The following is a 23,730-nucleotide window of genomic DNA, read 5'->3' as shown; positions in this document are numbered from 1 at the left end:
ACTAATCAGCTCCTTTCGCGTCGTCTTCAGCCGGCGTTTCAGGTTCTTCCGGTTCTGCTGGTTGACGTTCCGGCAGTTCCATGACAGACCGCAGTCGGTTACTAATAATCTCACCGTCATAGGTTGCCAGTAATTCACCGACCACTTCATCATCAATATCGAAGACTAATTTGCCATCTTTGTTGAGGTCGTTCAAAACGGCCTGCACGTTCTTGGCGTACATATCCGAAGCGGAGGCTGGTAATTGACTGGCCATATCACCGGCACCCACGATTTCAGCACCATTTGGTGTCGTCACCGTTTCACCCGGCTTTGACCCAGCCACGTTCCCGCCTAAGTCACTGGCGGCTAAATCCATAAATAAGGTTCCTGTCTTGGCTTCGTCCACGGACTTTTGGGTAACCAGGAGTGGTGGCCGCCGACCAGGTACTTGCGCGGTCGTAATGATCACGTTGTTTTGGGCGATGAATCCTTCCAATTCTGCTTGTTGCTGAGCGGTTTCTTCCTCGGTCAATTGCCGAGCGTAGCCCCCTTCACCAGTGGCTGAAACGGAAGTCGTTAGGAACGTTGCCCCTAAGGATTCTACTTCACCACGGGAAGCTGGCCGAATATCATAACCGGAAACCATAGCCCCTAACCGCTTGGCGGTACCAATGGCTTGTAGTCCGGCAACCCCGGTCCCTAAGACCAAGACTTTAGCTGGCTTGGCGGTCCCGGCGGCGGTGATCATCATTGGGAAATACCGTGAGAAATGATCCGCGGCCATCAGGCCAACCTTGTAACCAGCAACACTGGCTTGAGAACTCAAGACATCCATTGTTTGTGCCCGTGAAACCGTCCGTGGTAAGAGCTCAAACGCCAGAGCGTTGATCTTCTTAGCGGCCAACTTCTTCACAAATTCTGTGTCCGTCAATGGTGCTAACAACCCGATGAGTGTTTGTCCCGCCTTCATCTGATCAATAGCGGCATCATCCGGTTGCGCAATTGTGGCGATAACAGTTGCCTGCGTAATCGCCTCTGAGCGGTCAACGACTTTGGCGCCGGCATCAGTATAAACTGCATCCCGATAGAAGGACCGTTCCCCAGCACCTTGTTCAATCAGTACCTGGTAGTCATTCTTGACGAGCTTACGTACGACGTCCGGTGACAATGCTACCCGGTTTTCACCAGTAGCTTCTTTTAAAACCGAAATGGTAATTGCCATTCAACACATCCCCTTTTTGATAAGCTGTTCACAAGTTAACTATAAAGCATTTTAGGTCACAAAACAATGCTTTCAGCGTCATTTGTGCACAAGCAACAATTCTTTGTGCCACACGGCAGTAAGTGCTTCCAAGTCCCGATTAAATCACAAAATATTTTTCCAAATGGGAACTTGGATTTCGAATCGATTGGTTAAGTAAGTTTGAAAACAAGTTTTAACATTCACAAGGAAAAGTGATGACTTTTTTTCATTTGTAACTTATTGGACTAGTCCAATGTGGCCACACTCCCCTGCTTTATGGCCTGCATCGCGCCAATTCAACGTCTCAATCGGGGCGATCATAATCGTGACACACTGTCCGGTCAACCGGAACCACGTTAGTCCCGGAACTAACCTAACTCACCGATTTGGGCGAGCGGCGCCGACTGCTTTTTCAGTTGTATCCGTTCTCATTTTCAAGAGACCGGTCTTGCTAACTCAGCCCCCACCGATCGATGGCTTCACCGACCCCCATCTCAAAGTCGGCCATCGTTACGTGGGTGACCACCTCTTTGACGGCCGGAATCGCGTTTTGAACCGCAACTGGACAGCCGACACGCGTTAGCATCGGCAGATCGTTGGCATTATCCCCAATTGCCATAATCTCGGCGGCTGAAATCCCCAGTCGTTCACCCAGAGCCAGTGTTGCCACGCCCTTGTCGACGCCCACCGGATTAACTTCCATGTAGCGATCGGACGAAAAGGTGCAGTTTAAGGGCTGCTGCACTTGCTGTTCCACCGCGAGCTTAGCCGCCTGCCGAACCTCGGCATTGGGATTCATCGCAATCACTTTCATAATCGCTTGTGACTGAAACTGCGAGAACGCACCACGCATGCGAGTCGCTTGAACGCCACGAGTCTGCAGGTAAGCCAGATCATCCGCCCGTGGGTGGTAGATCGTCAGGTGTTTTAACGTATACACGTGAATGGCCACGTCAAATTGCTGAAGCACCGCAAACACGGCCGCCGCTACTGCATAAGGCATTGTTTGACTCAGTAGCACCTGATTCCCCCAGTTCTCAACCACGGCACCACCATTGTACGAGATCACGTACTGGTTTGGATGTTCCCACAGATGCAATCGCTTCAACAGTGGTTGGATACTGAGAAAGCTCCGACCGGTGTTGGGGACAAACTTAATGCCTTCCCGAGTCGCTCGCCGAATGGCTGCGATATTTTCTGCGGAGATACTGCCGTCCGCGCGGAGCAACGTTTCATCTAAATCACTGGTAATCATGCGGTACATGGTGTGACACCCCCTAACCTAACGAAGAGTCCGAGATAAACTCCCCGAACTCTTCATTAGTTGTTCGTTACCTTCGGCCTGCTCTCGTCAGAACCTTCAGTAACTACTTTTTAAGATTCTTCAATCCCAGAAATCAATGACAAGGTGTGCATATCGTCGCCTAAATCATCGTAGAGTTTCCGGTAAAGCTGGTAATACTTGTTGTAAGTCTCGTGTTGTTCGGCCCGTGGTTCCACCTTGTCGCCAAGCACTTGCCATTTTTGAACTGCGTCCACGGTCAACGTGTCCGTTGCCAAACCAGCTAGCATGACGTCACCCAGGTTGGCTTCGGCATCGTCAACTGGCGTCCGTACGGCATAACCCGTAACGTCCGCAAACATTTGAACCCAATCCGGTGAATTGGTGACCCCACCGGCAATCACAATGTAATCGCCGAGGTCGCGGCCCGTACTCTCCATACTGTGCCGCAGGGCGTAGCAGACCGCTTCTTGAAAGGCGTGGAACAAGTCTGCCTTGGTATGAACCAGGGACAGCCCGAAGATCATACCCTTGGCATCGGAATTCCAGATTGGTGCCCGTTCACCCATGAAGTAAGGGAGAACGACCAACCCGCGACTACCAGCCGGCACATTCTTAGCTTCCTCGCCCAGTGTGACGTAGGCATTAGGACCACCTTGGTTGTGTACGGCAACTTCGGCATCGCCAAAGTTATCGCGGAACCATTTGGTAATGGCACCGGCCGTGGCCGAGCCACTGAAGTTGTAGACCAACTCACGTGACTTGTAAGGATAAGGCCAAACGATGAGACCCTTGCCCTTGATTGGTTTGTCACTGACTAAAGCGGCATTCATGGAAGAGCCGATGGCGGCAACATACCGGCCGGGTTCAAAGACACCCATCCCAATGTTGGCAGCCCCAACGTCGACCCCACCAGCGATCACTGGTGTACCGGCATCAAGGCCCAGATCAGCCGCCACGTCCGCGGTCAACCGACCCGCAATTTCGGTTGCATCAACGAACTTCTGTGGCATCTTATCCATTGGGACACCCATGGCATCCATCATTTCCTTGGACCAGGTTCCGGTGTTCACATCGTAGAAGCCACCGATGTTCCCGGCAGCAGAGTAGTCAATGGAGACCGCACCAGTTAACTTGTAGATCGCGTAGTTGTTAGGTGGCAGGAACATGGCCGTCTTCTTCCAGTTTTCGGGCTCATGGTTCTTAATCCACAGCACCTTGGTGTACCCGTAGTAAGGGTCAACCACGTCGTTCCCGGTAATCTCGGATAACCGCTTTAGGTCAATGTGTTCCTTGACCCATTCCGTTTCACCGGCAGCCCGCCGATCCATCCAAATCAGGTCGGGCCGAACGGGATTCATATCCTTATCAACTGGGACACCCGAGCCACCGTAAAGGCCACTCAGGCCAATGCCCTTAATATCTGCCGGCGCGATACCGCTTTCATTAACCACCGCGCGAATGGAATCCTTAACACCCTTCAGCCAGACGTCCGGCCACTGTTCTGCCCATAAAGGACGGGGCGTCAAGACATCGTATTCTTCCAGATCCTGCGCAATTAATTTGCCGTTCGTGTCCATCAGGATACTTTTCGTTCCCGAAGTCCCAATATCAGTACCAATCAAGTATTTCATCGTTATTCCCCTCTTTAATCAAGCATTAAACGCAGCGGTTTACCATGCCGTGAAGGCACCATCAACTAAGTAATCGGAACCGGTTGAGAAGCTGCTGGTATCGCTAGCTAAGTAAACGGCCATGCCTTGTAATTCTTCTGGCTTACCTAAGCGGCCAAGTGGTGCCCAGTCGTTCCAGGTCTTGATTAATGGCTTCAAATCAGGTGAGTTCAAGGTTAAGTCGGTCCCCATGTAACCAGGACTCATGGTGTTAACCCGAACGCCCTTCTTAGCCCATTCAATCGCTAAGGACTTGGATAATTGAATAACCCCAGCCTTAGTGGCGTTGTAGGAGCATTGTGGTTGTGGCCGGTTAACGATGTGGGCTGACATGGAAGCGGTGTTGACGATTGAACCGGAGCCTTGCTTCAACATGTAACGACCAGCGGCAGTGGAGCAAAGGAACACGGCATTTAAGTTCAAGTTAACTACCTTTTGCCACTGTTCAAAGGTCATTTCTTCAGCGGGAACGTTCAAGCACATGCCGGCGTTGTTGAAGGCTGCATCCAAACCACCCAATTCCTTAACGACCGTGTCAATCATGTTTTGAACTTGTTCTGGATCGGTGACATCGGTCTTAATGGCAATGGCCTTTTGACCGGTAGCCTTCGCAATTTCGCGGGCCGTTTCTTGAGCCTTAGCGATGTTGATATCAACAATGGCGACATCAGCACCAGCTTCGGCTAATCCAGTGGCCATGGCTTTACCTAAACCTTGGGCACCACCCGTAACGTAAGCTTTCTTACCGTCCAAACGCATTCTATCTAAAATACCCATGATAATTCCTCCTAAAAAGTAAATGTATTTTGTAAAATGACTTTCTTTAATTCACGACTTAGCATAATCCCCCAAAAGCTAGAAGTCAATAGTTTTTGGTAACGTTTTCATATTTCTTTTAAAAAATAACGACCAAGTCGCGGTTAAACCCTTGTGTTACCTAGCCTTGCGCCGATTGTGTCTTTAACCGTTTCTTCAATTCACGGACAATTTCGGCGTGTTTTTCCTCAGTCAAGGTGACCTTTGCCCAGAAAATAACGGCGGCAATCACGAGCAAGACAATCGGAATGTAGAACATAAAGAGATTGAACTGGGAAACCCCGGCCGTTGAAATGTCGCTAGGCTTGGCATTCCCGGTCATCCCAACCATGACGGCCACGATGCCGACAATCCCATTGGAAGCGGCCCCGGCCAATTTATCAATCAGGGGCCGAATCGACAACGTCACGGACTCATTCCGGACACCATTGACCAGTTGCCCGTATTCAACACTGTCCGTGATTGTCATCAATGTTGCCAAGAAGATCAATGGGTATGGGAAGAAGTAAAATGAAACAGCTAACAGCACCATCGGCAGGCTTTGCCCCGCCAATAAGAACAGGACATAGCCAATCAGCATGAAGGCAATCCCACCAATGTAGATAGCTTTCCGGCGAATCATCATTTCCAAAGCCGGATACAGTGCCACTGAGACAACCCCTAAGACACACGTGATGACCCCGACCCAGGTGTAGGCACCCGCGTTGCCCAGACGGTAACGGAAGTAGTACATCAAGAGAGAGTTGGTGACCACGTAACTGAAGGCAAATAGGAAGTAAGACGCCGCAATCCACAGAAGCTGCCGGTTCCGACCAATTGCCCGGAAGATGTCAGACAGCGTGGTGTGCTTGACGTTGGCCCGGATCACGTTGTGCTGCTCCTTCAAGTTCAGGGACGTAATCAACGCCCCACCGGTACACAGCACCGCCACAATAATGACGTAGCCGGTCCAGCCGGCCCGCGTTTGCTGACCAAATGGCACCTTAGAAATCCAGTGTGAGAACAGCATAATGGCTGGTGTGATGATCACAATCACAATCTGAGCGCCCAGCGTTGAACCAATCCGGGAAGCCGTCCCAAACTTGGTTCGCGTCTTGGAGTCCAGGCTCACGGCTGGTAGCAAAGACCACAGCGCAATATCACTAAACGAGTAGAAGACATCAACCACCAGGAAGGTGGCCGCGATCAGGATCAGGTAAATCGTGGGGTTATTCCAGGCCAGACCGAAGTAGTCCGAGAAGAGAAAGACCAGGCCCAGTGAGGCCACGACCGACCCAATCATGATCCACGGTCGGAACTTGCCCCAGCGCGTATTGGTATTATCCACCACGCCCCCGATCATGGGATCAAAGAGAATTTCACCGACCCGAATGACCACAATCAGGGTCGTGACAATCCCCACCATTTTTTCATCCGCACCGCTGGTAAACAATTGACTGGTCAAAAACATCATAAAATAAATGCTCAATGTGTTATAGAACGCGTCGTGACCGAACGTTCCCAACGCATAAGATAGATATTTCTTCAATTCCAACACCTCACATAGAATTAGTACAAGCCATTTTATAAACCCGTTTAGCAAAATCAATTTACTGCACTAGTATAATTGCAATCGCTTACATTGACAACCGGTTAGCGATTTAAATATCTATTTCACATATTCTAAAATTTTAAGATTGCCCATTTGATGTTGCTTATCGGCAATTTTGACCTGTAATTAAATTTGATTTGTGAATAATTCACTTGACCATTTTTCAGAAATTGGGCCATTTTAGGGGTCTTCGTGCGTTTCACTTAAAATCCGAAAGTACACCCCGCTCGGCAATGGCAGCGGTTACAGAATTAGTGAAAGTCACTTTCTATTTATCTTAAATGTGCTAAACTAAAGCTATTCAGTCTTATTCAGAAAGGGGCCCACCATGAGTACAAGTAATATGCAATCCATTCAGCATTCCAACTATTCGGACATTTACCATCTGCTTTACGATAGCGAGAAGCTTTCCAAGCAGGACATCGCAGACACCCTGGGCCTGAGTCTGCCCACGGTCAGTTCCAATTTGCAAAAACTCACTGAGCGCCACCTGATCATTAAGAACGGTCAGCTTAAATCCTTAATCGGTCGGCGGGCTACCGCCTACGCCATTGATCCCAACGTCAGCCTCAGTGTGGGCGTCGAAATTTTTCGTACCTACGCCACCATGACCGTCCTCAACCTTCGCAACGAGGTTTTGGCGCTGCACACAACCAACCTCCCCTTTGCCAACGACGACCAGTACGCACAGGCCCTGAGTCAGCAGTTACTTGCCTTTCTTCAAGCCAAGGGCTTTAGTCTGACCCAGATCAGCGGTGTCGGCATTGGTATTCAGGGGTTAATTTCAAACGACGGCACCACCATCCTCTATGGGAAGATTCTCGATTGTACGGGCATGAAGGCCGATAACTTTGGCCAGTATCTGCCCTTCCCCGTCACGTTCTACCACGATGCCGACTGCGTAGCGGTTGCGGAATACGCCAATACTCCAACCGATGGGATCTTCCTGTCCATCAGCGAACACATCGGGACGGCTATTATCATTAATGGCAAGGTCTTCAAGAGTCCCAGCGGGCGCAGCGGCACCATGGAACACATCACGTTGAACTCCGTGGATGGTCCGATCTGCTACTGCGGGCGGCGTGGTTGCATCGAAACCTACTGCTCGGTCAGTTCCCTCCTACAGCCCAACGAGGACCTCGGCACGTTCTTCGCCGATCTCCACCAGCACGACGCTCAGATCGAAGAGCGCTTTGAAACGTACCTGAATTACCTGTCCGAGGCCATCTACAACCTGCATATGTTCGTCGACCTACCCATCGTGATTGCCGGCGAATTGACCAAGTACCTCAGTGAGGCCAACGTGACTGCTCTGAAGAAGCGTCTCAAGCAACTGTCCGTTTTTCCCGAGACGGCGGGCTACCTGCAACGCGGAAACGTGGTGGATCATGCCGTGGCCATTGGCGCTGCGATCCCCGCGATTCAGGCGCAATTACAGAATATTTAATTTCTAGTTACCAAACAACACCAAAAGGCGCCGCGAAATCATTCGATTTCACGGCGCCTTTTCATTCAATTCATTTTCGCTACCTGTGTTAAGACTTAGTTAGCAACCGTCTCGACCCAGCGCTTCATCAGGAACACATTCAGCACGGATTCCAGCGCTGCCAGAACCAACATCCCCAATAGTGGGAAGACCATGTTTGACGTTCCCTGCACGTTGAAGGTCGTCATGACCTGGTTCAGCTGGCCCATCAAGAAGGCCCCGACTCGAATAATCAGGCCAATCACGACGATATAGAGAATTACGTCAACGACCCGTTTCCCCGCTGTGGGTAGAAAGTTATTCGTGGCGCTCACGGTCAAGTGAACCAGGGTGACCGTCGTCAGCGCCAAAATGAAGACCGCCAGCATGATCAAGGTCACGAGGAAGATCCCCTTGGCAATCTCGGGACCGTTGATGTTCAAGTCACCCGGCATAATCATGGTATCTAATTTCGCCCGAATCTTTGTCCAGGCCACTGCCAACCCGATCAAGTGCAAGCCCACCTGTAACAAGATGAGGTACAGGAACATCACGAGTGACGAGACCAGATTGGCCACGTAAAAGGTCTGGTCCTTCGCTGGGATCAACCGGTACGTGTCGTGGGTGAAAGCCAGCTCGGCTTGCCGCGAGATCAGAACAAACCCCACCAGGTAGGCCAAGCCCGACCAGCCACTCACAGCGCCTAGAAAACTCATTTGGGACATATTACCCGACACCAGGGTCCAGACCAGACTGACCGCAATGGCCACCAGTTCAATCAGCATCAGCTGGTTAACCGCGTAAAACTTACTGCGATTAAACACCTTAAATAGTTTGCCAAAATTAGTCATTGTCGTTTCCCCTCTCGTACAGGCTCTCGTAGTACGCCTCAATGCCAATATTGAATTCTTCACGAACCTCATCGGCCTTGCGGTGCGTGTAAATGGTCTGGTCCTTGACCACAACAATTTCATCCAAAATAGGAGCGATCTCTGAAACGTAGTGATCACTGATAACCATCGTCGCGTTCTCCGGCTTCCACTGAATAATACTATTGATGATCTTCTTACGACTCATGCTGTCAATCCCACTGAAGGGTTCATCCAACAGGTATAGCGTCGTCCGCCGTGCCAAGGTTAACGCAATCACCAGCTTTTCCTTCATCCCCTTGGAAAGGGCCGCCAGCTTCAAACTGGTATCAATCTGGAGAAAATCAGCGAGCTCTGCGAAACGATCAGCCTCAAAGTCACCGTAAACCGTCTCGTAAAACGCGACAATTTTAACCAACTTCGTGCCCCCCGCAAATCCGCGGAGCTGTTCAGAGAAACTCACGTAGCGCTTTCGGTCGGCCTCCGCTGCGGCCCCGTTGACCATCGTGGTGCCCTTACCCTTGGCGCTCCCCGTGATCAGCCGCATGAGGGTGGTCTTACCAGCCCCGTTTTCACCTAACAGACCCACAATCTTACCGGGTGCCAGGGTGAGGTCAACGTCGTGAAGAATCGTTTTCATCCCGCGTTTATAGGTCACATTCTGCATACTTAAGCTATCAGTCATTTGGCTTGCCCCCTCTGTTGGATGTACTGTTGTAAGCTCGTGAGAATTTCCGTATCGCTCAGATTCAACGCGTGTAGTTGCTCGTAGACTTGAGCCAGTTGCGCCGTTACTAACTGTACCTTGAGTTGCTCAATCTTAGCTGTTTCCATCGTGACAAAATTCCCCCTACCTCGTTTAGATTCGATGATGCCTGCCGTAATCATCTCGCTTAAGGCACGCTGAACGGTATTCACGTTAGCCGTGACATCTACCGCCAGCTGCCGCACGGATGGTAACTTTTCCCCTGGTTTTAACGTTCCTGTGATAATTTCATGATAAATGTGATTTTCGATTTGATAGTAAATTGGGACTTTATCGTCAAAGTTCATGCACTCCGCCTCCCTAGTGTTATATTTTACTATTACACTATAACATCTTGATGGCCTCTTGGCAAGCTCCCGGTCTCTCCTCGTGACAAATGAATTCTTGCTCGGCCTGTTCTCGCGTCAAACGTTGACCTAAGCCTGGTAATCTGGTAGTCCTTTCGCCTTACCGGTCGACAGACATGGACTGGAACGATGCGGGCGACTTTGGAGACACGTGTTCTTCGTGGCGCCAAAGCGAGCGAGACTGGTGGTCTTCCAGGCTGAAGCGTCCCCACAGCAGGCGGAATCCCTGGCAGCCGGAGTGCGGTCAATCTTAGTTATCTCGTTGACATCTCCTCACGAAGCGCCCACACTGGCTTTAATGCTATTTAAAGGAGTTTTAAACATGACCTGGCTTTTAATCATTCTGTTTGGCTTTCTCGCAGGCCTGGTTCAGGGACTGACGGGCTTCGGCGCGGCCATTATGATGATGATCTTTCTCCCCAGCATCCTTCCCATCGCGGAGAGTGCCGGGGTGGCCTCCCTGATTATGGCGGCCAGCGTTCTCACGCTGGTTCTCCGTTACCGCCACGATATCCACCTCAAACGCATCATCGTGCCCTTTCTGGTCTACGCCAGTGTGGCGGCCTGGTCGGTTCATCTGGTGCGCGTCTTAGACGTCCACCTGCTACGGATGTTACTAGGTGGCCTGCTGATCGTCCTCTCCCTCTATTTTTCTGTAAACAAAAACGCCGGCACCAAGCCCTATCCGTGGCTGGTTGCCGGTCTCTTCATGATTATTTCGGGCTTCTTCAACGGCCTCTTCGGTATCGGTGGCCCGCTGATGGCCCTGTATTTCTTATCACTGGCCAGCACGACCGGCGAGTACATTGCCAATATCCAAACCTTTTTCCTGATTGATATTGTCTACATCACCACGCTACGGGTCCTGAATGGGATTCTCACGACCACCGTCATCCCCTTTATCCTGGTCGGCATGGTTGGCGCCATTCTGGGAACCGTCATTGCCGCGCGCCTGATGAATCACCTGAATTTAGCCATAGTGAAGCGCTACATCTACGTTTTTATTGGGGTGAGTGGCGCCTATTATCTGTTGTTTTGAGACGGATTCGTCGTCATTTCAGGTTTCAAGGTTATACTCAGTATATACAGAAAGGAGCACGTCCTATGACTGTAAAATTACGTAAAGTTGGAAACTCTAATACTCTAACCGTACCCAATAGTATTAAACCGAGTGCCACAAAATTCGACGTCTTTCAGGGCCGCGACGGCATTATTTCTTTCATTCCCAAGGAAAAGAATCCGTTCCGTGATCCGGAATTTATCGCGACACACGACCTCAAACAAAAAGAAGCCTTTGGAGGACCATTGATTGGTAAAGAAAATCCAGAAAGCTAATCCTTACATTCCTGATCAACAAGATTTAATCTAGCTTGATTTTGATCCTTCAGTTGGTCATAAGATTCGTAAATGCCGCCCCGCCGTTGTCCTAAGCAATCAAGGGTACAGCCAACTGACGGGCCTCGTCCTCGTCTGCCCAATCACACATGCGCCAAACAATGCCTTAAAGAACAGCGGCTTACTCATTCCGATTTTAGACGCAGAGATTGACGGCTTCATCAATCCCCTTCAACTTTTCACTTACGATTTTAAACAACGACACGCGACACACATTGGCATGCTGCCGACGCCCAGTTTTATTGAAATAAGACGTACTATTTCAAATATCCTGAATTAAAAGAATGGGACAGAAGGCGCTTAGCTAGCTGCCTCCTGTCCCACGTTTCGTCACCATAACGGAAAAGCCAAAAGAGGGCTATGTTCTCTTTTGGCTCGCTGAACGTCTTAGCTTCAACTCAGCCAGCTGTCCATCTCAAACTTCTTCATCTGAATAATCTCACCGGCCGCCTGGACCAAGGCTTGCGTTGTTGCCGTGTACGGGTCCGCCGTTTGCTGCGTAAAGGCGGCGGTCAACGTTGCCAACCGTTGATCCGTAAACAGATATGGGAGTGCCGCCTGCTGCCGCAAGAGCAACCACAGGTTAGCGTTGGCCGGTGTCAACTGGCCGGTTTCCAACTGCTGCACGAGTTGCTGTTTGACTGCCTGGCGGCTGGTCTCTCGAGGTTCATAGATCGTATGTGGCTTCAAGTTATTTTGAAAAATCACCCGTTCAACCTGGCCAGCGTGTTCCAGCTCAACCCCAATGCCATCGTGAACTACTCGTCACTAAAGTAACGAGCTTCTAGGAACACCGCGGACTTGCCCTACATTCCTTGAATGCTCGGTAGCGGTTACGGCTATTGACTAAGGGCCGTTCCAGCCCAATTCGGTCTTGGCGTTTATGCGGTTGCCTTTAAAATATTTCGAGCAGCGTTAATATCTCGATCATGAACCATACCACACCTGGGACAGGTCCATTTACGAATAGCTAATGGATGTTTGCCGTCATCATAGCCGCAGTTGAAACAAAGTTGGCTAGTTTTACGCGGATTCACAATGACCAGTTGTTTACCGTACCAGGCGCACTTATATTTTAACTGTCGGCGAATCTCTCGCCAAGATTGGTTGGCGATGGCGCGGGCAAGATGATGATTTTTGAGTAGATTTTTGGTTTTCAAATCCTCAATGTTAATCACATCATATTGTTCAACGAGTTGTTTAGTTAAATTATGAAGATAGTTTCGCCGTTGATTAGCGATTCTCTCGTTATATTTAGCGACCATGAGTTTAGCTTTCTGGTAGTTCTTAAAATCAGACAGTTCACGGGGTTCAGGAACATGATTATGCTTGTCCCAAGCCATTTCTCGTTTGGCTTGCCGTCCGCGTCGGGCCAAACGTTTTTCCCAGTAATATTTCTTTTTGGCCAACATTTTATCGAACCGAATTGTCGAGTATTTACGACCACGACTGGTAATTATCAAATCAGCTACCCCCAGATCAATACCAACGGCTTGACCGGTCTTAGCTAACTGATTCACGTTGGTTTCAACCAAGACCATCGCATAATATTTCCCAGTTGTTGAGAGGCGGATGGTGGCGTTTTTAATTTTCCCCGTGACTGCTCTGCCTGTTTTAAAAGGCATCAATCCAATTTTGGGAATCCTAATAGTATGTTCGTTCTTGATGGCTAAGCTGGCTCCTGAAAACTTAACATTGTAACTCTGTTTGGGATATTTACGCGACTTGAATTTAGGAAATCCGGTATCTGGCTCTTTAAAGAACTTTTGAAAAGCACCTACCAAATCATGACAAGTCGATTGGAGACTGGTACTTTCGGCCTCTTTTAGCCAGGAATGTTCCAACTTCATTGTGGGCAATAAGCTGTTAAGCGCAAAGACGTTCAGGAGCGGTGCTTGCGGGTTGTTTTCATGACGCTTGATCAACATATTTAGCATTTGGTTCCAAACGAAACGATTGTAGCCAAAATTCATCTTAATTTTTAACTGTTGCGCTTGATTCGGATAAATCCGGAGCTTCAGGCCTTTCAATGTCATCCTCTCACCTCTTGAATGACTATATCATACGTGATAGGCTAAAGGGCTAAAGAACACTTACAAAATAATTAATAATATGACATATATGATTAGTTATAAAAGAATGAACGTCTATGATTTTGACGTTCATTTGGGAATAAAGTATCCGAGGTCAGTCTTTACGACATCTGACAAGAGAATCGCATTAAAAAATCCTGTACGGTATCGCTGCCAAACCAAGGTAAAACTTAGGGGAGGCGTCCAAGACGTTGATTCATCTCGGCATTGAAATACCGAGTTCTCTCAACTGGCGCCACTTATAGCACGCACCGAAAAAGCCACAGACACCAATAGACGTGACCGGATACCCACTAGTGGTAACCCGACCACGCCTATTTTTATTTACCCAAATGTGATAATCAACTGACCAAGACTTCTGCCACCAGGATGGCGCCACCGAAGACCAGCACGAACACCACGACTGGCCAAACGAACTTGAACCAGTGCGAGTACTTCATGTCCAGCATCTGTAAGGTGGCCATCACCAACCCAGTTGGGGCCAGGAAGAGCATCGCGTACTGCCCGAACTGGTAAGCGGTCACCACGGCGAACCGGGGAATGTCAACCGTATCGGCCAGCGGCGCAAAGATTGGCATTGCCAGCACGGCCAACCCCGATGAGGAAGGCACGATGAACCCCAGAACAAAGAAGATCAGCATCAGAATCAGGATGAAGACCGACCCGCTCACGTGGGCAACCAGCGTTGAGGAGTACTGGAGAATCGTGTCGGAGATGAGGCCGTCATTCATGACCAGGTTAATCCCCCGGGCGAGCCCGATGATCAGGGAAACCCCCACCAGACTAGCGGCCCCATTGGTAAAGGCATCCACGACGCCCTTTTCACCAATACCGTATTTCCCAGTCGCCGTCAGGAACATGATGATAATGGCAAAGGCCAGGAAGGACGAGGCCATGGTTGGGAACCACCAGCCCTGCGACATGACGCCCCACACCATGATGGGGAAGGTCACAACGAATAGAATCAGAATCAATTTCTTCCGGAAGGTAAATTCGCTGCCCTCTTCACTGTCGCCGGAAGCCACTGACCACATCTTGTTAAAGGACGTCCGGTCCTCGTAGGTGTAGGAGAAGGCCGGTGTGGTCTTCACCTTCTTGCTGTACCAATGCAGGTACCAAATCACGAAGATGGAAGCCACAATCAGTCCGACAATCCGCCAAACAATCCCCTCGGTAAAGTTAATTCCGGCGGCGTTTGACGCGATGACAACGGAGAACGGGTTAATCGTGGAAAACGACGTCCCAACAGAACTCGCCAGGAAGATGGCCCCCACACAGACGATGGAGTCGTACCCCATCGCAATGAAGATCGGCACCAGAATCGGGTAGAAGGCCACGGCCTCTTCTTCAATCCCACACAGCGTTCCCCCTAAGATCATGAGAACGGCCACCATGAAGATCAGCATGAACTCGTGACCCTTCGTCTTCTTGGTCAATGCCAGCAGGCCGGCTTCAAACGCCCCGCTGGCTTTAACCACACCGATGAGGCCCCCTAACACGAAGATGAAGACCATGATGTCCACCGCTTCGATCGTCCCCCGCACCATGCTACTGGTGATGGCACCTAGACCGGCCGGATGTTGCTTCAAGCGTTGATAAGTATTGGGAATCGACACGGCCTGGGTGATGCCCCCGGACGTAAATTCTTTGATCTGAATCTTCACGCCGAGCTTATCTAGCTGTTCCTGTGTCGCGGCCACCTTTTCCGTCTTCCCCGAAGGCTTGGTGATGACCAGTGCCGAACTCGATGGCTCATAGGCCAATTTTGAATAGGACCCCGCGGGAATCAACCACGTTGCGATAACCGCAACGATCGTTAAGATGAATAAGATCACAAACGCCCCGGGCATCCGCAGTTTGAACTTTTTCTTGGGTTGTTGTGCTGGTGTATCCATTTTGCCACCCCTTAACTCTTATTTGACTTCTGCTTTAAACGGTTACATGTGTTTTTAAACCGCGCCTTACCAGGTGGAAGAAATCAACTGGAACGCGGTGGACGGACGCCGAGAGCCAAAAAGCGGTCTCTCAGCTTGCTTTGAACCCCCGAAATCGGGTTTCAAAGTCACCAATTGTCTAAACGGCCTACCCCGCCGTTAAGACAATTTCCACGGCTGAGCTGATTTCTTCCACCTTCACGGCTGACACAGCGAAACTTGGCAGCATTTTTTAAATCGCCAAGACAGACGCGCATGTACTGGGAACCTCACGACCAAGCTTGACGACTCGTGCTTCTCGAGGATTCAAGTTGTGTCCACACCGTTTCTGCCCCTATACGCCAATCGGTAAGGCGACCAGCATGTCAGTTTCCATGACAAAGCGTGGCCCAAGAACGGGTGTCACGCCAACATCCTTTGGACCACGCTCTATGTGTATGACCAGCCTATGCGTACGCGTTTATCTGATGTCACTGGCTTGGGTAGTAGATTTTCAACGGCATAGCGCTGATCACGGTCTGTCGTAACCGGTTTAACGTTATTTAATCAAGGTGCCGACCTTACCCGCTAAGGCGTCGTCGAGACGGTCTAGCGAGGTGATCAATGCCGTCCGGTTAGCACCCGAGGCCACGAAGTCTAAGCAGGCTTCGATCTTCGGTAACATACTGCCGGGAGCAAATTGCCCCTCGTCGATGTAACGTTTCGCTTCATCGGCCGTCAGTTCACGCAACACATCTTCATCCGGCGAGCCGTAGTTAGCGTACACCGCGTCAACCGCCGTCAGAATAATGAGTTGCTCCGCCGCAATGTTGGCCGCCAATAGTGCGCTGGATCGGTCTTTGTCAATCACGGCCGGCACACCTTTCAGGCCGGCTGGCGTCTTGACGACGGGCACCCCGCCACCGCCGCCAGCGATGACCAGATTGTCATTTTCAATCAAATCGTTGATACTTTTCAGTTCAATGATCGACTTGGGCTGTGGAGATGGCACCACCTGCCGATAGCCGCGCCCGGCATCCTCCACAAAGGTGTACCCCTTCTCCGCCACGATACGGTCGGCATCTTCCTTACTGTAGAACGCCCCGACCGGCTTCGTGGGATGTTGGAAAGCCGCATCGCTCTCGTCGACCTCGACCTGCGTCACAACTGAAGCCACATCCTTGGTAATACCGCGCCGATGGAGCTCGTTTTGCAGGCTCTGTTGGAGGTGGTAGCCGATGTAGCCCTGGCTCATGGCCCCACACTCCGGAAATGGAAAGGCCGCTGTCTGACCGTGTTCCGCCGCGTAATTCATCCCCAGGTTAATGGCCCCGACTTGCGGACCGTTACCGTGGCTGATGACCACCTTATGGCCGGCTTCAACCAGTCCGATCAAAGAAGTGGCCGTATGTTTCACGAGTTCCAACTGTTCTTCTGGTGATTTGCCTAGAGCGTTTCCGCCCAGAGCCACAACAATTTTTGCCATTCGCTCGTCCTCCGCTATTCGCCTAAGGTCGCCACCATGACCGCCTTGATGGTGTGCATCCGGTTTTCAGCTTCCTGGAAGACCACGGACGCATCACTCTCGAAGACTTCATCGGTAACTTCCATTTCGGTCAGGCCAAATTTCTCTTCGATTTCCTTACCCACCTTGGTTGCCGTGTCATGGAAGGATGGCAGGCAGTGCTCAAAGATACAGTTTGGATTGCCCGTCTTCGCCATCATTTCGGCCGTGATCCGGTACGGAGAGAGTAGTTGAATTCGTTCCGTCCACACGTCATCGGGTTCCCCCATGGATACCCAAACGTCGGTGTAGAGCACATCGGACCCCTTGACGCCTTCATCCACGTCATCGGTAATGAAGATGGTGGCGCCAGTCTGTTCAGCAATCGCATCCACCTTAGCCAGCAGTTCCGGCGTTGGGTTTAATTCCTTTGGGCAGACCAGGTGATACGTCATCCCCATGATGGCCGCGCCGATCATCAAGGCGTTGGCCACGTTGTTCCGACCATCCCCCACGTATGTAAAGTGGATTTCGTCATAGGGTTTCTTGAGGATTTCCTTGGCCGTTAAAAAGTCTGCCAACACTTGCGTCGGATGGTCTTCGTCGGTCAGCCCATTCCAAACGGGCACGCCCGAGTATTCCGCCAGGGTTTCCACGGTCCGTTGGGAGAAGCCCCGGTATTCGATACCGTCAAACATGCCACCCAATACCCGCGCCGTATCCTTGGCCGATTCCTTCTTGCCCATTTGTGTGCCGGAAGGTCCGAGGTAGGTCACGTGGGCCCCTTGATCGTAGGCCCCCACTTCGAATGCACAACGGGTCCGCGTTGAGTTCTTTTCAAAAATCAGGGCGATGTTTTTACCCTTTAATTTTTGCTGTTCCGTGCCCGCATACTTGGCTTTCTTTAAGTCTTCAGCCAGTTGTAACAAGAAGCCCATTTCCTTAGGGGTGTAGTCCAGTAAAGTGAGAAAACTCCGATTCCGCAAATTGTACATTGTTAATTCCTCCTTTGTTATTTACAATGACAGTATATGTAATCGGTTTCGTAAAACTTCACAGAGCTTCAAGGTGTGCCCCAAATAATTAAAAAATTATATTGGCGGGGTCGCTGACTGATTGTCGGTTGGGCTCAAGATCCTTGTCTAATCAGCTTTTACGTCCTGTAACGCTTGGCTACTGTTTTTCCCAGACGCGTCACGGTCAAATCTGTGACGCGTTTAAAAACCATGTTCCACGCCTAAAAAAATCATGGGAGGTACGACTCAAGATAACAACATCAGTAACTATTGGCATTGTAGATAATCGTTAAAAACGTCATCTGTAAACCTGATGGTCAACACTACCGAAGCCAAATGCCCGCTAAAGCAATGGGCACATTGGGCGACCTCTTAATTTTAGAAGTCCATGTAACCGGAATCTCTGGCAGCCGCAGGTGACCCAGTTACACCACCTGTTATCATCTACATATTGCAACGTCCGTTAACACATAAGATAGGAGTTATTTCGCACATGCTGAAACAATCCCGCTTCATTAGTCACGAACGCTACCGCCGCATCCTGATTGCGGCCATCTGCATCGCTCTGGCCTCACAGGTCAACTTCACCGCCTACACGCCCGGCTTCATCCTGACGCTCTCCGTCCTGCTACTGCCAATCTTTCTGTACTTCAATGCCGATCTGAACCCAATCTACATCACCCTCGCCATTGCGCTGGCCTCGCCCATCTTTCGGGGAATTCTGCTCTTCATCAGCAATGACGTCAGCCGCACCGATAACGTCCGCTATGTCATTGCCGATATGGCCTTCTACGTGTGTTACGGCCTGCTTTTCTACATCATCTACTGGCGAAAGGGCCAGCGCAACAACAGCTCCTTTCTGCTCAGCATCATCGTCTGCGACTACCTGGCTAATCTCCTGGAAGTCAGCATTTTGACGGGCTTCACCAACTACCACTACCGACTATTTCAGCTACTCTTCGTGACGGCCCTGCTGCGTAGTCTGATCAGTTGCGGATTGGCCTTTCTCTACCATCACTTCACCCTGCTTGTCCGCGACGAGGATCACGAGCAGCAGTACTACCACTTCATCTGGGTGGCCTCCGTCGTCAAAAGCGAGGTCTACTTCATGCGCAAGAACATCACGGAAATCGAGAACGTGATGAAAAACGCCTACCTGCTGAACAAACATCTCCAAGACGCCAACGCCACGCCAGCAGAACAGGAGATGGCCTTAAACATCGCCCGCGACGTCCACGAAATCAAGAAGGACTATCAAAACGTGATCTGTGGTCTCGGCAGTTATTTCGGCAACGATCAGGCCACCCCCATGCAACTGGCAGACATTCTCAAAGTCACCACTCGTTACATCCGCGAAGCCCTGAAGGAAGAACAGCGCGGCATCGTCATCGACACCCATAGTCACGTGGATCTGGTCATTCCCAATCACTACTACGTGGTTTCGATTCTCTCTAATCTCATCTTCAACAGCGCCGATGCCCTGTTGGATCAAGCCCAAGGCTACATTCGCATCACCGTGGCCGACGCCGGTCCCAACGTGATCATCACGGTGAGTGACAACGGCAGTGGTATGGATGCCGATACGCAAGCCATGATCTTCCAGCCTGGATTTAGCACGAAGTTCGATGAGACCACCGGCAATGTCTACCGCGGCATCGGCCTTTCCCACGTTAAAATCATCGTCCAGGAACAGTTTGACGGTGATATTCAGGTTGAATCGACCCCCGGCAAAGGCACGAATTTTGACATTACCCTCAGCAAACAACGCTTAACTCAGGAGGCCACCCAATGAATTTCTACATTGTCGACGACGACCCCGCCATTCCTATGATGCTCCGCCGAATCCTGGAACAGGACCCCACGAACAGCGTTGTGGGGTCCGCGCCAGCCGCACCCAAGGCCATCGCCGACGTCATGCTCCTTGACGTTGACATTGTCCTGGTTGATCTCCTCATGCCGGGCATGTCCGGCATCGAATTGGTCAAAAAACTAAAGGCCCTCCATCCCAAATTGCGGTTCATCATGATCTCGCAGGTCAAGGACGCCGACCTGCGCGCCGAGGCCTATCAGGCCGGTATCGAATTCTTTATCGATAAACCCATCAACCTGATTGAGGTCAAAACGGTGGTGGAGAAGGTGGCGCAGAATATTCAGATGGCCGCCAAACTCAACGACATTCAATCCCTGGTCGGCGGCGTGACGGTTACCAAGCCCGCCGTTGACCCCCACCAGGCGGAAAAGGCCAAGATTCTCTCAATCCTGCGTTTCCTGGGAATCACCTCCGAAGCCGGATCGGCCGACATCCTCGCCATCACCCAGATTATGCTCGATCAACAACTGAGCTTCCGCGAGATCGACTTCAACGTGGCCTACCACATTGACGACCGCGAAAAGAAGATTGTCTTCCAACGGGTGCGCCGGGCGATTAAGACGGGACTGACCAACCTGGCCCACTTATGCCTGGACGATATGGGCGACGAAATTGTGGTGGAATATGCCAATACGCTGTACGAATACAAAAACGTGCGCAGTGAGATGCTCTACCTGGAGGGTGAACGCAGCACCCGCGGTAAGACGTCACTCAAGCGTTTCTTTGACGGCCTGGTACAAGAGGTCTAGCTACTGGTCCTAGTTTTTTTGCCATGATTGACATTTAAAGGTCGTCGTCACTATCCCCGTGACGGCGGCCTTTTTACGTGTCTTCATTAGAAAAGGTGACCCCCACTGCGCATTTTACGTTGACAAATGTAAACGATAGTCTTAAGCTATTTACATCGACTACATTTGTAAACACAAAGAGAAAGTGAGTGTCTTCCTATGGCTAAATTAATAGTTACCCTCGTGGCTGCGGCCGCGATTAGCTTCATCGTCTGGTGGTTCTTCGGCAAACACACAACTGCGGCCGTCACCGCCGACATGGTGACGACGGATAAGCAGGACGTGGACGTTGCCGTGAACGGCGGCTACTCGCCCAGCACCGTCGTGTTAAAGCGGGGCGTTCCCGCCCAGATCACCTTCAATCGCAAGGACCCCTCCAGTTGTTTGGAACAAGTGGTCTTCCCCGACTTCGGGATCAACGAATTCTTACCTAAGAACGAGAACCACGCGATTGACATCGATACCAGTAAATCCGGCGAGTACGACTACGCCTGCGGGATGAACATGTTTCACGGTAAGGTCATCATCAAGTAAATAATCGGTACTGATTAAAAAATGGAGGTTATCCTATGGCAAAAGTAGAAAACACGCAACACGTTGAAATCATGGTCGACGGCGGCTACCACCCCAACACGGTGACCCTCAAACAGGGCGTTCCCGCAACGCTTACCTTCAACCGCATCAGCGACGCTGGCTGTCTGGATCAGGTTCAGATTCCCGACTTCAACGTCTTCACGGATCTACCACTGGGCGATCCGCAGGCTGTGACCATTGACACCACCACCGCTGGTGAGCACACGTTTAGTTGCGGCATGAACATGGCCCACGGGAAGATCGTGGTGGCACCATGAGCATCAAAAATCGGTTTATCGTCTCCTTAATTCTCTCGCTCCCCATGCTGGTGGAAATGCTGGCCAAACCCTTTGGCTTCATGTTGCCGGGTGGCGCCTGGACCATGTTTCTGCTCACGACCGGCGTCATGGCCGTCTCCGCATGGCCCTTCATTCAAAGCGCCTGGGCCGCCTTTCGTCACCACCATGCCAACATGGATACACTAGTCGCCATCGGAACGGCTACGGCCTACCTTTACAGCACCTACGCCATGGTGACGGGTAAAGCGGTCTTCTTTGAAAGCGCCGCGTTTGTCATTACCTTTATCCTATTGGGACAATACTTCGAGGAGAAGATGAAACATTCCGCTTCTGGCGCCGTGGAAAAGCTGATCGGTCTGCAGGCCAAAGAAGCCGACGTCATGCGCCACGGTGAATTGGTTCAGATTCCGTTAAGCGACGTGATGGTCGGTGACCTCATCCGGGTTAAACCTGGGCAGAAGATTGCCGTTGACGGTACCATCATCGAGGGTACCTCAACCATCGACGAATCCATGGTGACCGGTGAAAGCCTCCCCGTCACCAAAAAGACTGGTGATGCCGTCATTGGCGCCACCATCAATGGCACCGGGACCTTCATGTTCAAGGCCAGCAAGGTCGGCAACGACACGCTGTTGGCCCAGATTGTAGACATGGTCAAAAAGGCTCAGACCAGCCACGCCCCTATTCAAAAGACCGTCGACCGGGTCGCCGATATCTTCGTCCCAGCCGTCCTGATTGCGGCCATCCTGACCTTCACCGTCTGGTACGTCTTGCTGGGTGCCAGCCTGGTTAACGCCATGCTATTTGCCGTTTCCGTCATCATCATTGCCTGTCCCTGTGCGCTCGGCATTGCAACTCCCACGGCACTCATGGTGGGAACCGGCCGGAGCGCCAAGATGGGTATCCTCATCAAGAACGGGGAAGTCCTAGAAATGGCGAACAAGATTAAAACGGTGGTCTTCGACAAAACGGGAACCCTGACTGAGGGCCATCCCCAAGTCACCGACGTGGTGGGCGATCGCGCCACCGTGCTTCAACTCGCGGCCAACTTAGAAGTGGCTTCCGAACACCCCCTGGCTGCCGCTATTCTAGACGCAGCCAAGGCCGAGAACTTAACGCCAACCGCCGCAGCCGATTTCCAGGCCATCCAGGGTAAGGGCGTTCAGGCCACCGTTGACGGCCAACGCGCCTTTATCGGCAACGCCAAGCTCTTGGAAGACTACCACCTCACCGACCAGGATCAACAACGAATGGATCGGCTCCAAGCCGAAGCTAAGACCGTGGTCATCGTCGGTCGCGACAATCACGTCATCGGTCTGATTGCCATTCAGGATGCCCCTAAACCCAGTTCCGCCGAGGCCATTGCGGCCTTGAAGGACCGCGGTTTGCGGACGGTCATGCTGACCGGGGATAATCAACGCGTCGCTCAAGCGATTGCCGATCAAGTGGGGATCGACGCCGTCATTGCGGACGTCTTGCCGGCAGATAAGGCCGCTGCCGTGAAACGGCTTCAGGCCGATGGTCCCGTGGCCTTTGCCGGCGATGGGATTAACGACGCCCCCGCCCTGACTACCGCGGACGTCGGCATCGCCATGGGTTCGGGAACGGACATCGCCATTGAATCTGGTGGGATCGTCCTCGTCAAAAACGACCTGCTCGATGTGGTTCGGGCCCTAGAACTCAGCCAAAAGACTTTCAACCGGATCAAATTGAATCTCTTCTGGGCGTTCATCTACAACACACTGGGAATTCCCGTCGCTGCTGGTATTTTCGCTGGAATCGGCTTGATGTTAAGCCCAGAACTTGCCGGACTCGGCATGGCGTTCAGTTCCCTCTCTGTCGTGGCCAGCTCACTGCTCTTAAACAAAACCAAGCTCACGACCACGCCCGCCTCTACTACACGGATGGCCTAAGGAGGGTCTCTGATTCCGCCTTACCGTTCGCCAAATTTGGGCCGGAACGCGGTGGGCAGGACGGCCCGAGCCACAGAGCGGTCTCGGACCTTGCTTTGAACCGCTAACCCACGTTTCAAAGTCACCATTTTCCAAGTAGACCACTTGGAAAATCCCACGGCTGAGCCCAAATTTGGCTCACTCACGGCTCACATAGATGATCATCCGTGACGTTTATGCTGAAATATCAGTAACATCCAATACAACGTAACGGTGGAGTAGCCGGAGGAGGCCAGAGATGCAGGCAGCCGTGACAACGGTGTTAGCCGAGTATCGGCTTACAGCGTGGGACA

General features: G+C 51.3%; 21 protein-coding genes and 1 pseudogene. 9 read left to right on the top strand and 13 right to left on the bottom strand.

The features are described from left to right. Position 1 precedes the first annotated feature (1 nt). From FD28_RS10765 to FD28_RS10745, 5 genes are all read right to left on the bottom strand, one after another. Positions 2-1,204, bottom strand: a complete 1,203-nt coding sequence (locus tag FD28_RS10765) for an NAD(P) transhydrogenase subunit alpha (RefSeq protein ID WP_057735053.1) — start codon at positions 1,202-1,204, stop codon at positions 2-4. 472 nt (positions 1,205-1,676) lie between these two features. Beyond that, positions 1,677-2,489: a Cof-type HAD-IIB family hydrolase gene (locus FD28_RS10760; RefSeq protein ID WP_057735052.1), complete on the bottom strand. Its 813-nt coding sequence runs from the start codon at positions 2,487-2,489 to the stop codon at positions 1,677-1,679. A 110-nt stretch (positions 2,490-2,599) separates the two neighbouring features. Further along, a complete protein-coding gene (locus FD28_RS10755; RefSeq protein WP_057735051.1) occupies positions 2,600-4,141 on the bottom strand; it encodes an FGGY-family carbohydrate kinase in 1,542 nt (513 codons plus the stop codon). A gap of 39 nt (positions 4,142-4,180) precedes the next feature. After that, positions 4,181-4,957, bottom strand: a complete 777-nt coding sequence (locus tag FD28_RS10750) for an SDR family oxidoreductase (protein ID WP_057735050.1) — start codon at positions 4,955-4,957, stop codon at positions 4,181-4,183. Positions 4,958-5,117: 160 nt separating this feature from the next. Continuing rightward, entirely contained in the window at positions 5,118-6,524 is a 1,407-nt protein-coding gene (locus FD28_RS10745) for a glycoside-pentoside-hexuronide (GPH):cation symporter (RefSeq protein ID WP_057735049.1), read from the bottom strand. A gap of 391 nt (positions 6,525-6,915) precedes the next feature. Between FD28_RS10745 and FD28_RS10740 the strand changes: the two genes are divergently transcribed. After that, the gene (locus FD28_RS10740; RefSeq protein ID WP_057735048.1) at positions 6,916-8,034 is read left to right on the top strand and encodes an ROK family transcriptional regulator; all 1,119 of its coding nucleotides are present in this window, start codon (positions 6,916-6,918) and stop codon (positions 8,032-8,034) included. A 95-nt stretch (positions 8,035-8,129) separates the two neighbouring features. Here FD28_RS10740 and FD28_RS10735 read toward each other — a convergent pair whose 3' ends face one another. From FD28_RS10735 to FD28_RS10725, 3 genes are read right to left on the bottom strand one after another with little or no spacing between them, the layout of a single operon-like run. Then, on the bottom strand, positions 8,130-8,903 hold the full coding sequence (locus FD28_RS10735) for a hypothetical protein (protein WP_057735047.1): 774 nt from the start codon (positions 8,901-8,903) through the stop codon (positions 8,130-8,132). After that, on the bottom strand, positions 8,896-9,606 hold the full coding sequence (locus FD28_RS10730; protein WP_057735046.1) for an ATP-binding cassette domain-containing protein: 711 nt from the start codon (positions 9,604-9,606) through the stop codon (positions 8,896-8,898). The genes FD28_RS10735 and FD28_RS10730 overlap by 8 nt, the downstream gene beginning before the upstream one ends. Next, the gene (locus FD28_RS10725) at positions 9,603-9,974 is read right to left on the bottom strand and encodes a GntR family transcriptional regulator (RefSeq protein ID WP_057735045.1); all 372 of its coding nucleotides are present in this window, start codon (positions 9,972-9,974) and stop codon (positions 9,603-9,605) included. Before FD28_RS10725 ends, FD28_RS10730 begins: the two co-directional genes overlap by 4 nt. A 382-nt stretch (positions 9,975-10,356) precedes the next feature. Here FD28_RS10725 and FD28_RS10720 point away from each other — a divergent pair, with 382 nt between their 5' ends. The 3 genes and pseudogenes from FD28_RS10720 to FD28_RS13090 all read left to right on the top strand — a co-directional run. Then, positions 10,357-11,073 (top strand): sulfite exporter TauE/SafE family protein, encoded by a 717-nt coding sequence (locus FD28_RS10720; RefSeq protein WP_057735044.1) that lies wholly within the window; start codon positions 10,357-10,359, stop codon positions 11,071-11,073. A gap of 65 nt (positions 11,074-11,138) precedes the next feature. Continuing rightward, on the top strand, positions 11,139-11,369 hold the full coding sequence (locus FD28_RS10715) for a hypothetical protein (RefSeq protein WP_057735043.1): 231 nt from the start codon (positions 11,139-11,141) through the stop codon (positions 11,367-11,369). A 49-nt stretch (positions 11,370-11,418) separates the two neighbouring features. Further along, positions 11,419-11,709, top strand: a pseudogene (locus FD28_RS13090) (type II toxin-antitoxin system PemK/MazF family toxin); the annotation flags it as partial. 113 nt (positions 11,710-11,822) lie between these two features. Here FD28_RS13090 and FD28_RS10710 read toward each other — a convergent pair. The 5 genes from FD28_RS10710 to argF form a co-directional block, all read right to left on the bottom strand. Continuing rightward, on the bottom strand, positions 11,823-12,119 hold the full coding sequence (locus tag FD28_RS10710) for a hypothetical protein (protein ID WP_157059887.1): 297 nt from the start codon (positions 12,117-12,119) through the stop codon (positions 11,823-11,825). 191 nt (positions 12,120-12,310) lie between these two features. Continuing rightward, a complete protein-coding gene (locus tag FD28_RS10705) occupies positions 12,311-13,465 on the bottom strand; it encodes an RNA-guided endonuclease TnpB family protein (protein ID WP_057735041.1) in 1,155 nt (384 codons plus the stop codon). Positions 13,466-13,863: 398 nt separating this feature from the next. After that, on the bottom strand, positions 13,864-15,417 hold the full coding sequence (locus FD28_RS10700; RefSeq protein WP_057735040.1) for a YfcC family protein: 1,554 nt from the start codon (positions 15,415-15,417) through the stop codon (positions 13,864-13,866). Between the two features lie 577 nt (positions 15,418-15,994). After that, complete coding sequence (gene arcC / locus FD28_RS10695) at positions 15,995-16,921, bottom strand: carbamate kinase (protein ID WP_057735039.1); 927 nt, start codon at positions 16,919-16,921, stop codon at positions 15,995-15,997. Between the two features lie 14 nt (positions 16,922-16,935). Further along, complete coding sequence (gene argF / locus FD28_RS10690; protein ID WP_057735038.1) at positions 16,936-17,934, bottom strand: ornithine carbamoyltransferase; 999 nt, start codon at positions 17,932-17,934, stop codon at positions 16,936-16,938. Between the two features lie 514 nt (positions 17,935-18,448). Here argF and FD28_RS10685 point away from each other — a divergent pair. The 5 genes from FD28_RS10685 (at position 18,449) to FD28_RS10665 (ending at position 23,398) form a co-directional block, all read left to right on the top strand. Next, positions 18,449-19,747, top strand: coding sequence for a sensor histidine kinase (locus FD28_RS10685; protein ID WP_057735037.1), 1,299 nt, complete (start codon positions 18,449-18,451; stop codon positions 19,745-19,747). Next, complete coding sequence (locus FD28_RS10680; RefSeq protein ID WP_057735036.1) at positions 19,744-20,574, top strand: DNA-binding domain-containing protein; 831 nt, start codon at positions 19,744-19,746, stop codon at positions 20,572-20,574. The genes FD28_RS10685 and FD28_RS10680 overlap by 4 nt, the downstream gene beginning before the upstream one ends. A gap of 198 nt (positions 20,575-20,772) precedes the next feature. Next, positions 20,773-21,147 (top strand): cupredoxin domain-containing protein, encoded by a 375-nt coding sequence (locus tag FD28_RS10675; RefSeq protein WP_057735035.1) that lies wholly within the window; start codon positions 20,773-20,775, stop codon positions 21,145-21,147. Between the two features lie 35 nt (positions 21,148-21,182). Continuing rightward, entirely contained in the window at positions 21,183-21,464 is a 282-nt protein-coding gene (locus FD28_RS10670) for a cupredoxin domain-containing protein (protein WP_057735034.1), read from the top strand. Continuing rightward, complete coding sequence (locus tag FD28_RS10665) at positions 21,461-23,398, top strand: copper-translocating P-type ATPase (protein ID WP_057735033.1); 1,938 nt, start codon at positions 21,461-21,463, stop codon at positions 23,396-23,398. Before FD28_RS10670 ends, FD28_RS10665 begins: the two co-directional genes overlap by 4 nt. Positions 23,399-23,730: the final 332 nt, after the last annotated feature.

The sequence above is a fragment of the Levilactobacillus hammesii DSM 16381 genome (assembly GCF_001434395.1).
Lineage (GTDB): Bacteria > Bacillota > Bacilli > Lactobacillales > Lactobacillaceae > Levilactobacillus > Levilactobacillus hammesii.
The sequence above is the reverse complement of the archived record's forward strand: the minus strand, read 5'-3'. Positions and strand labels throughout refer to the sequence as shown.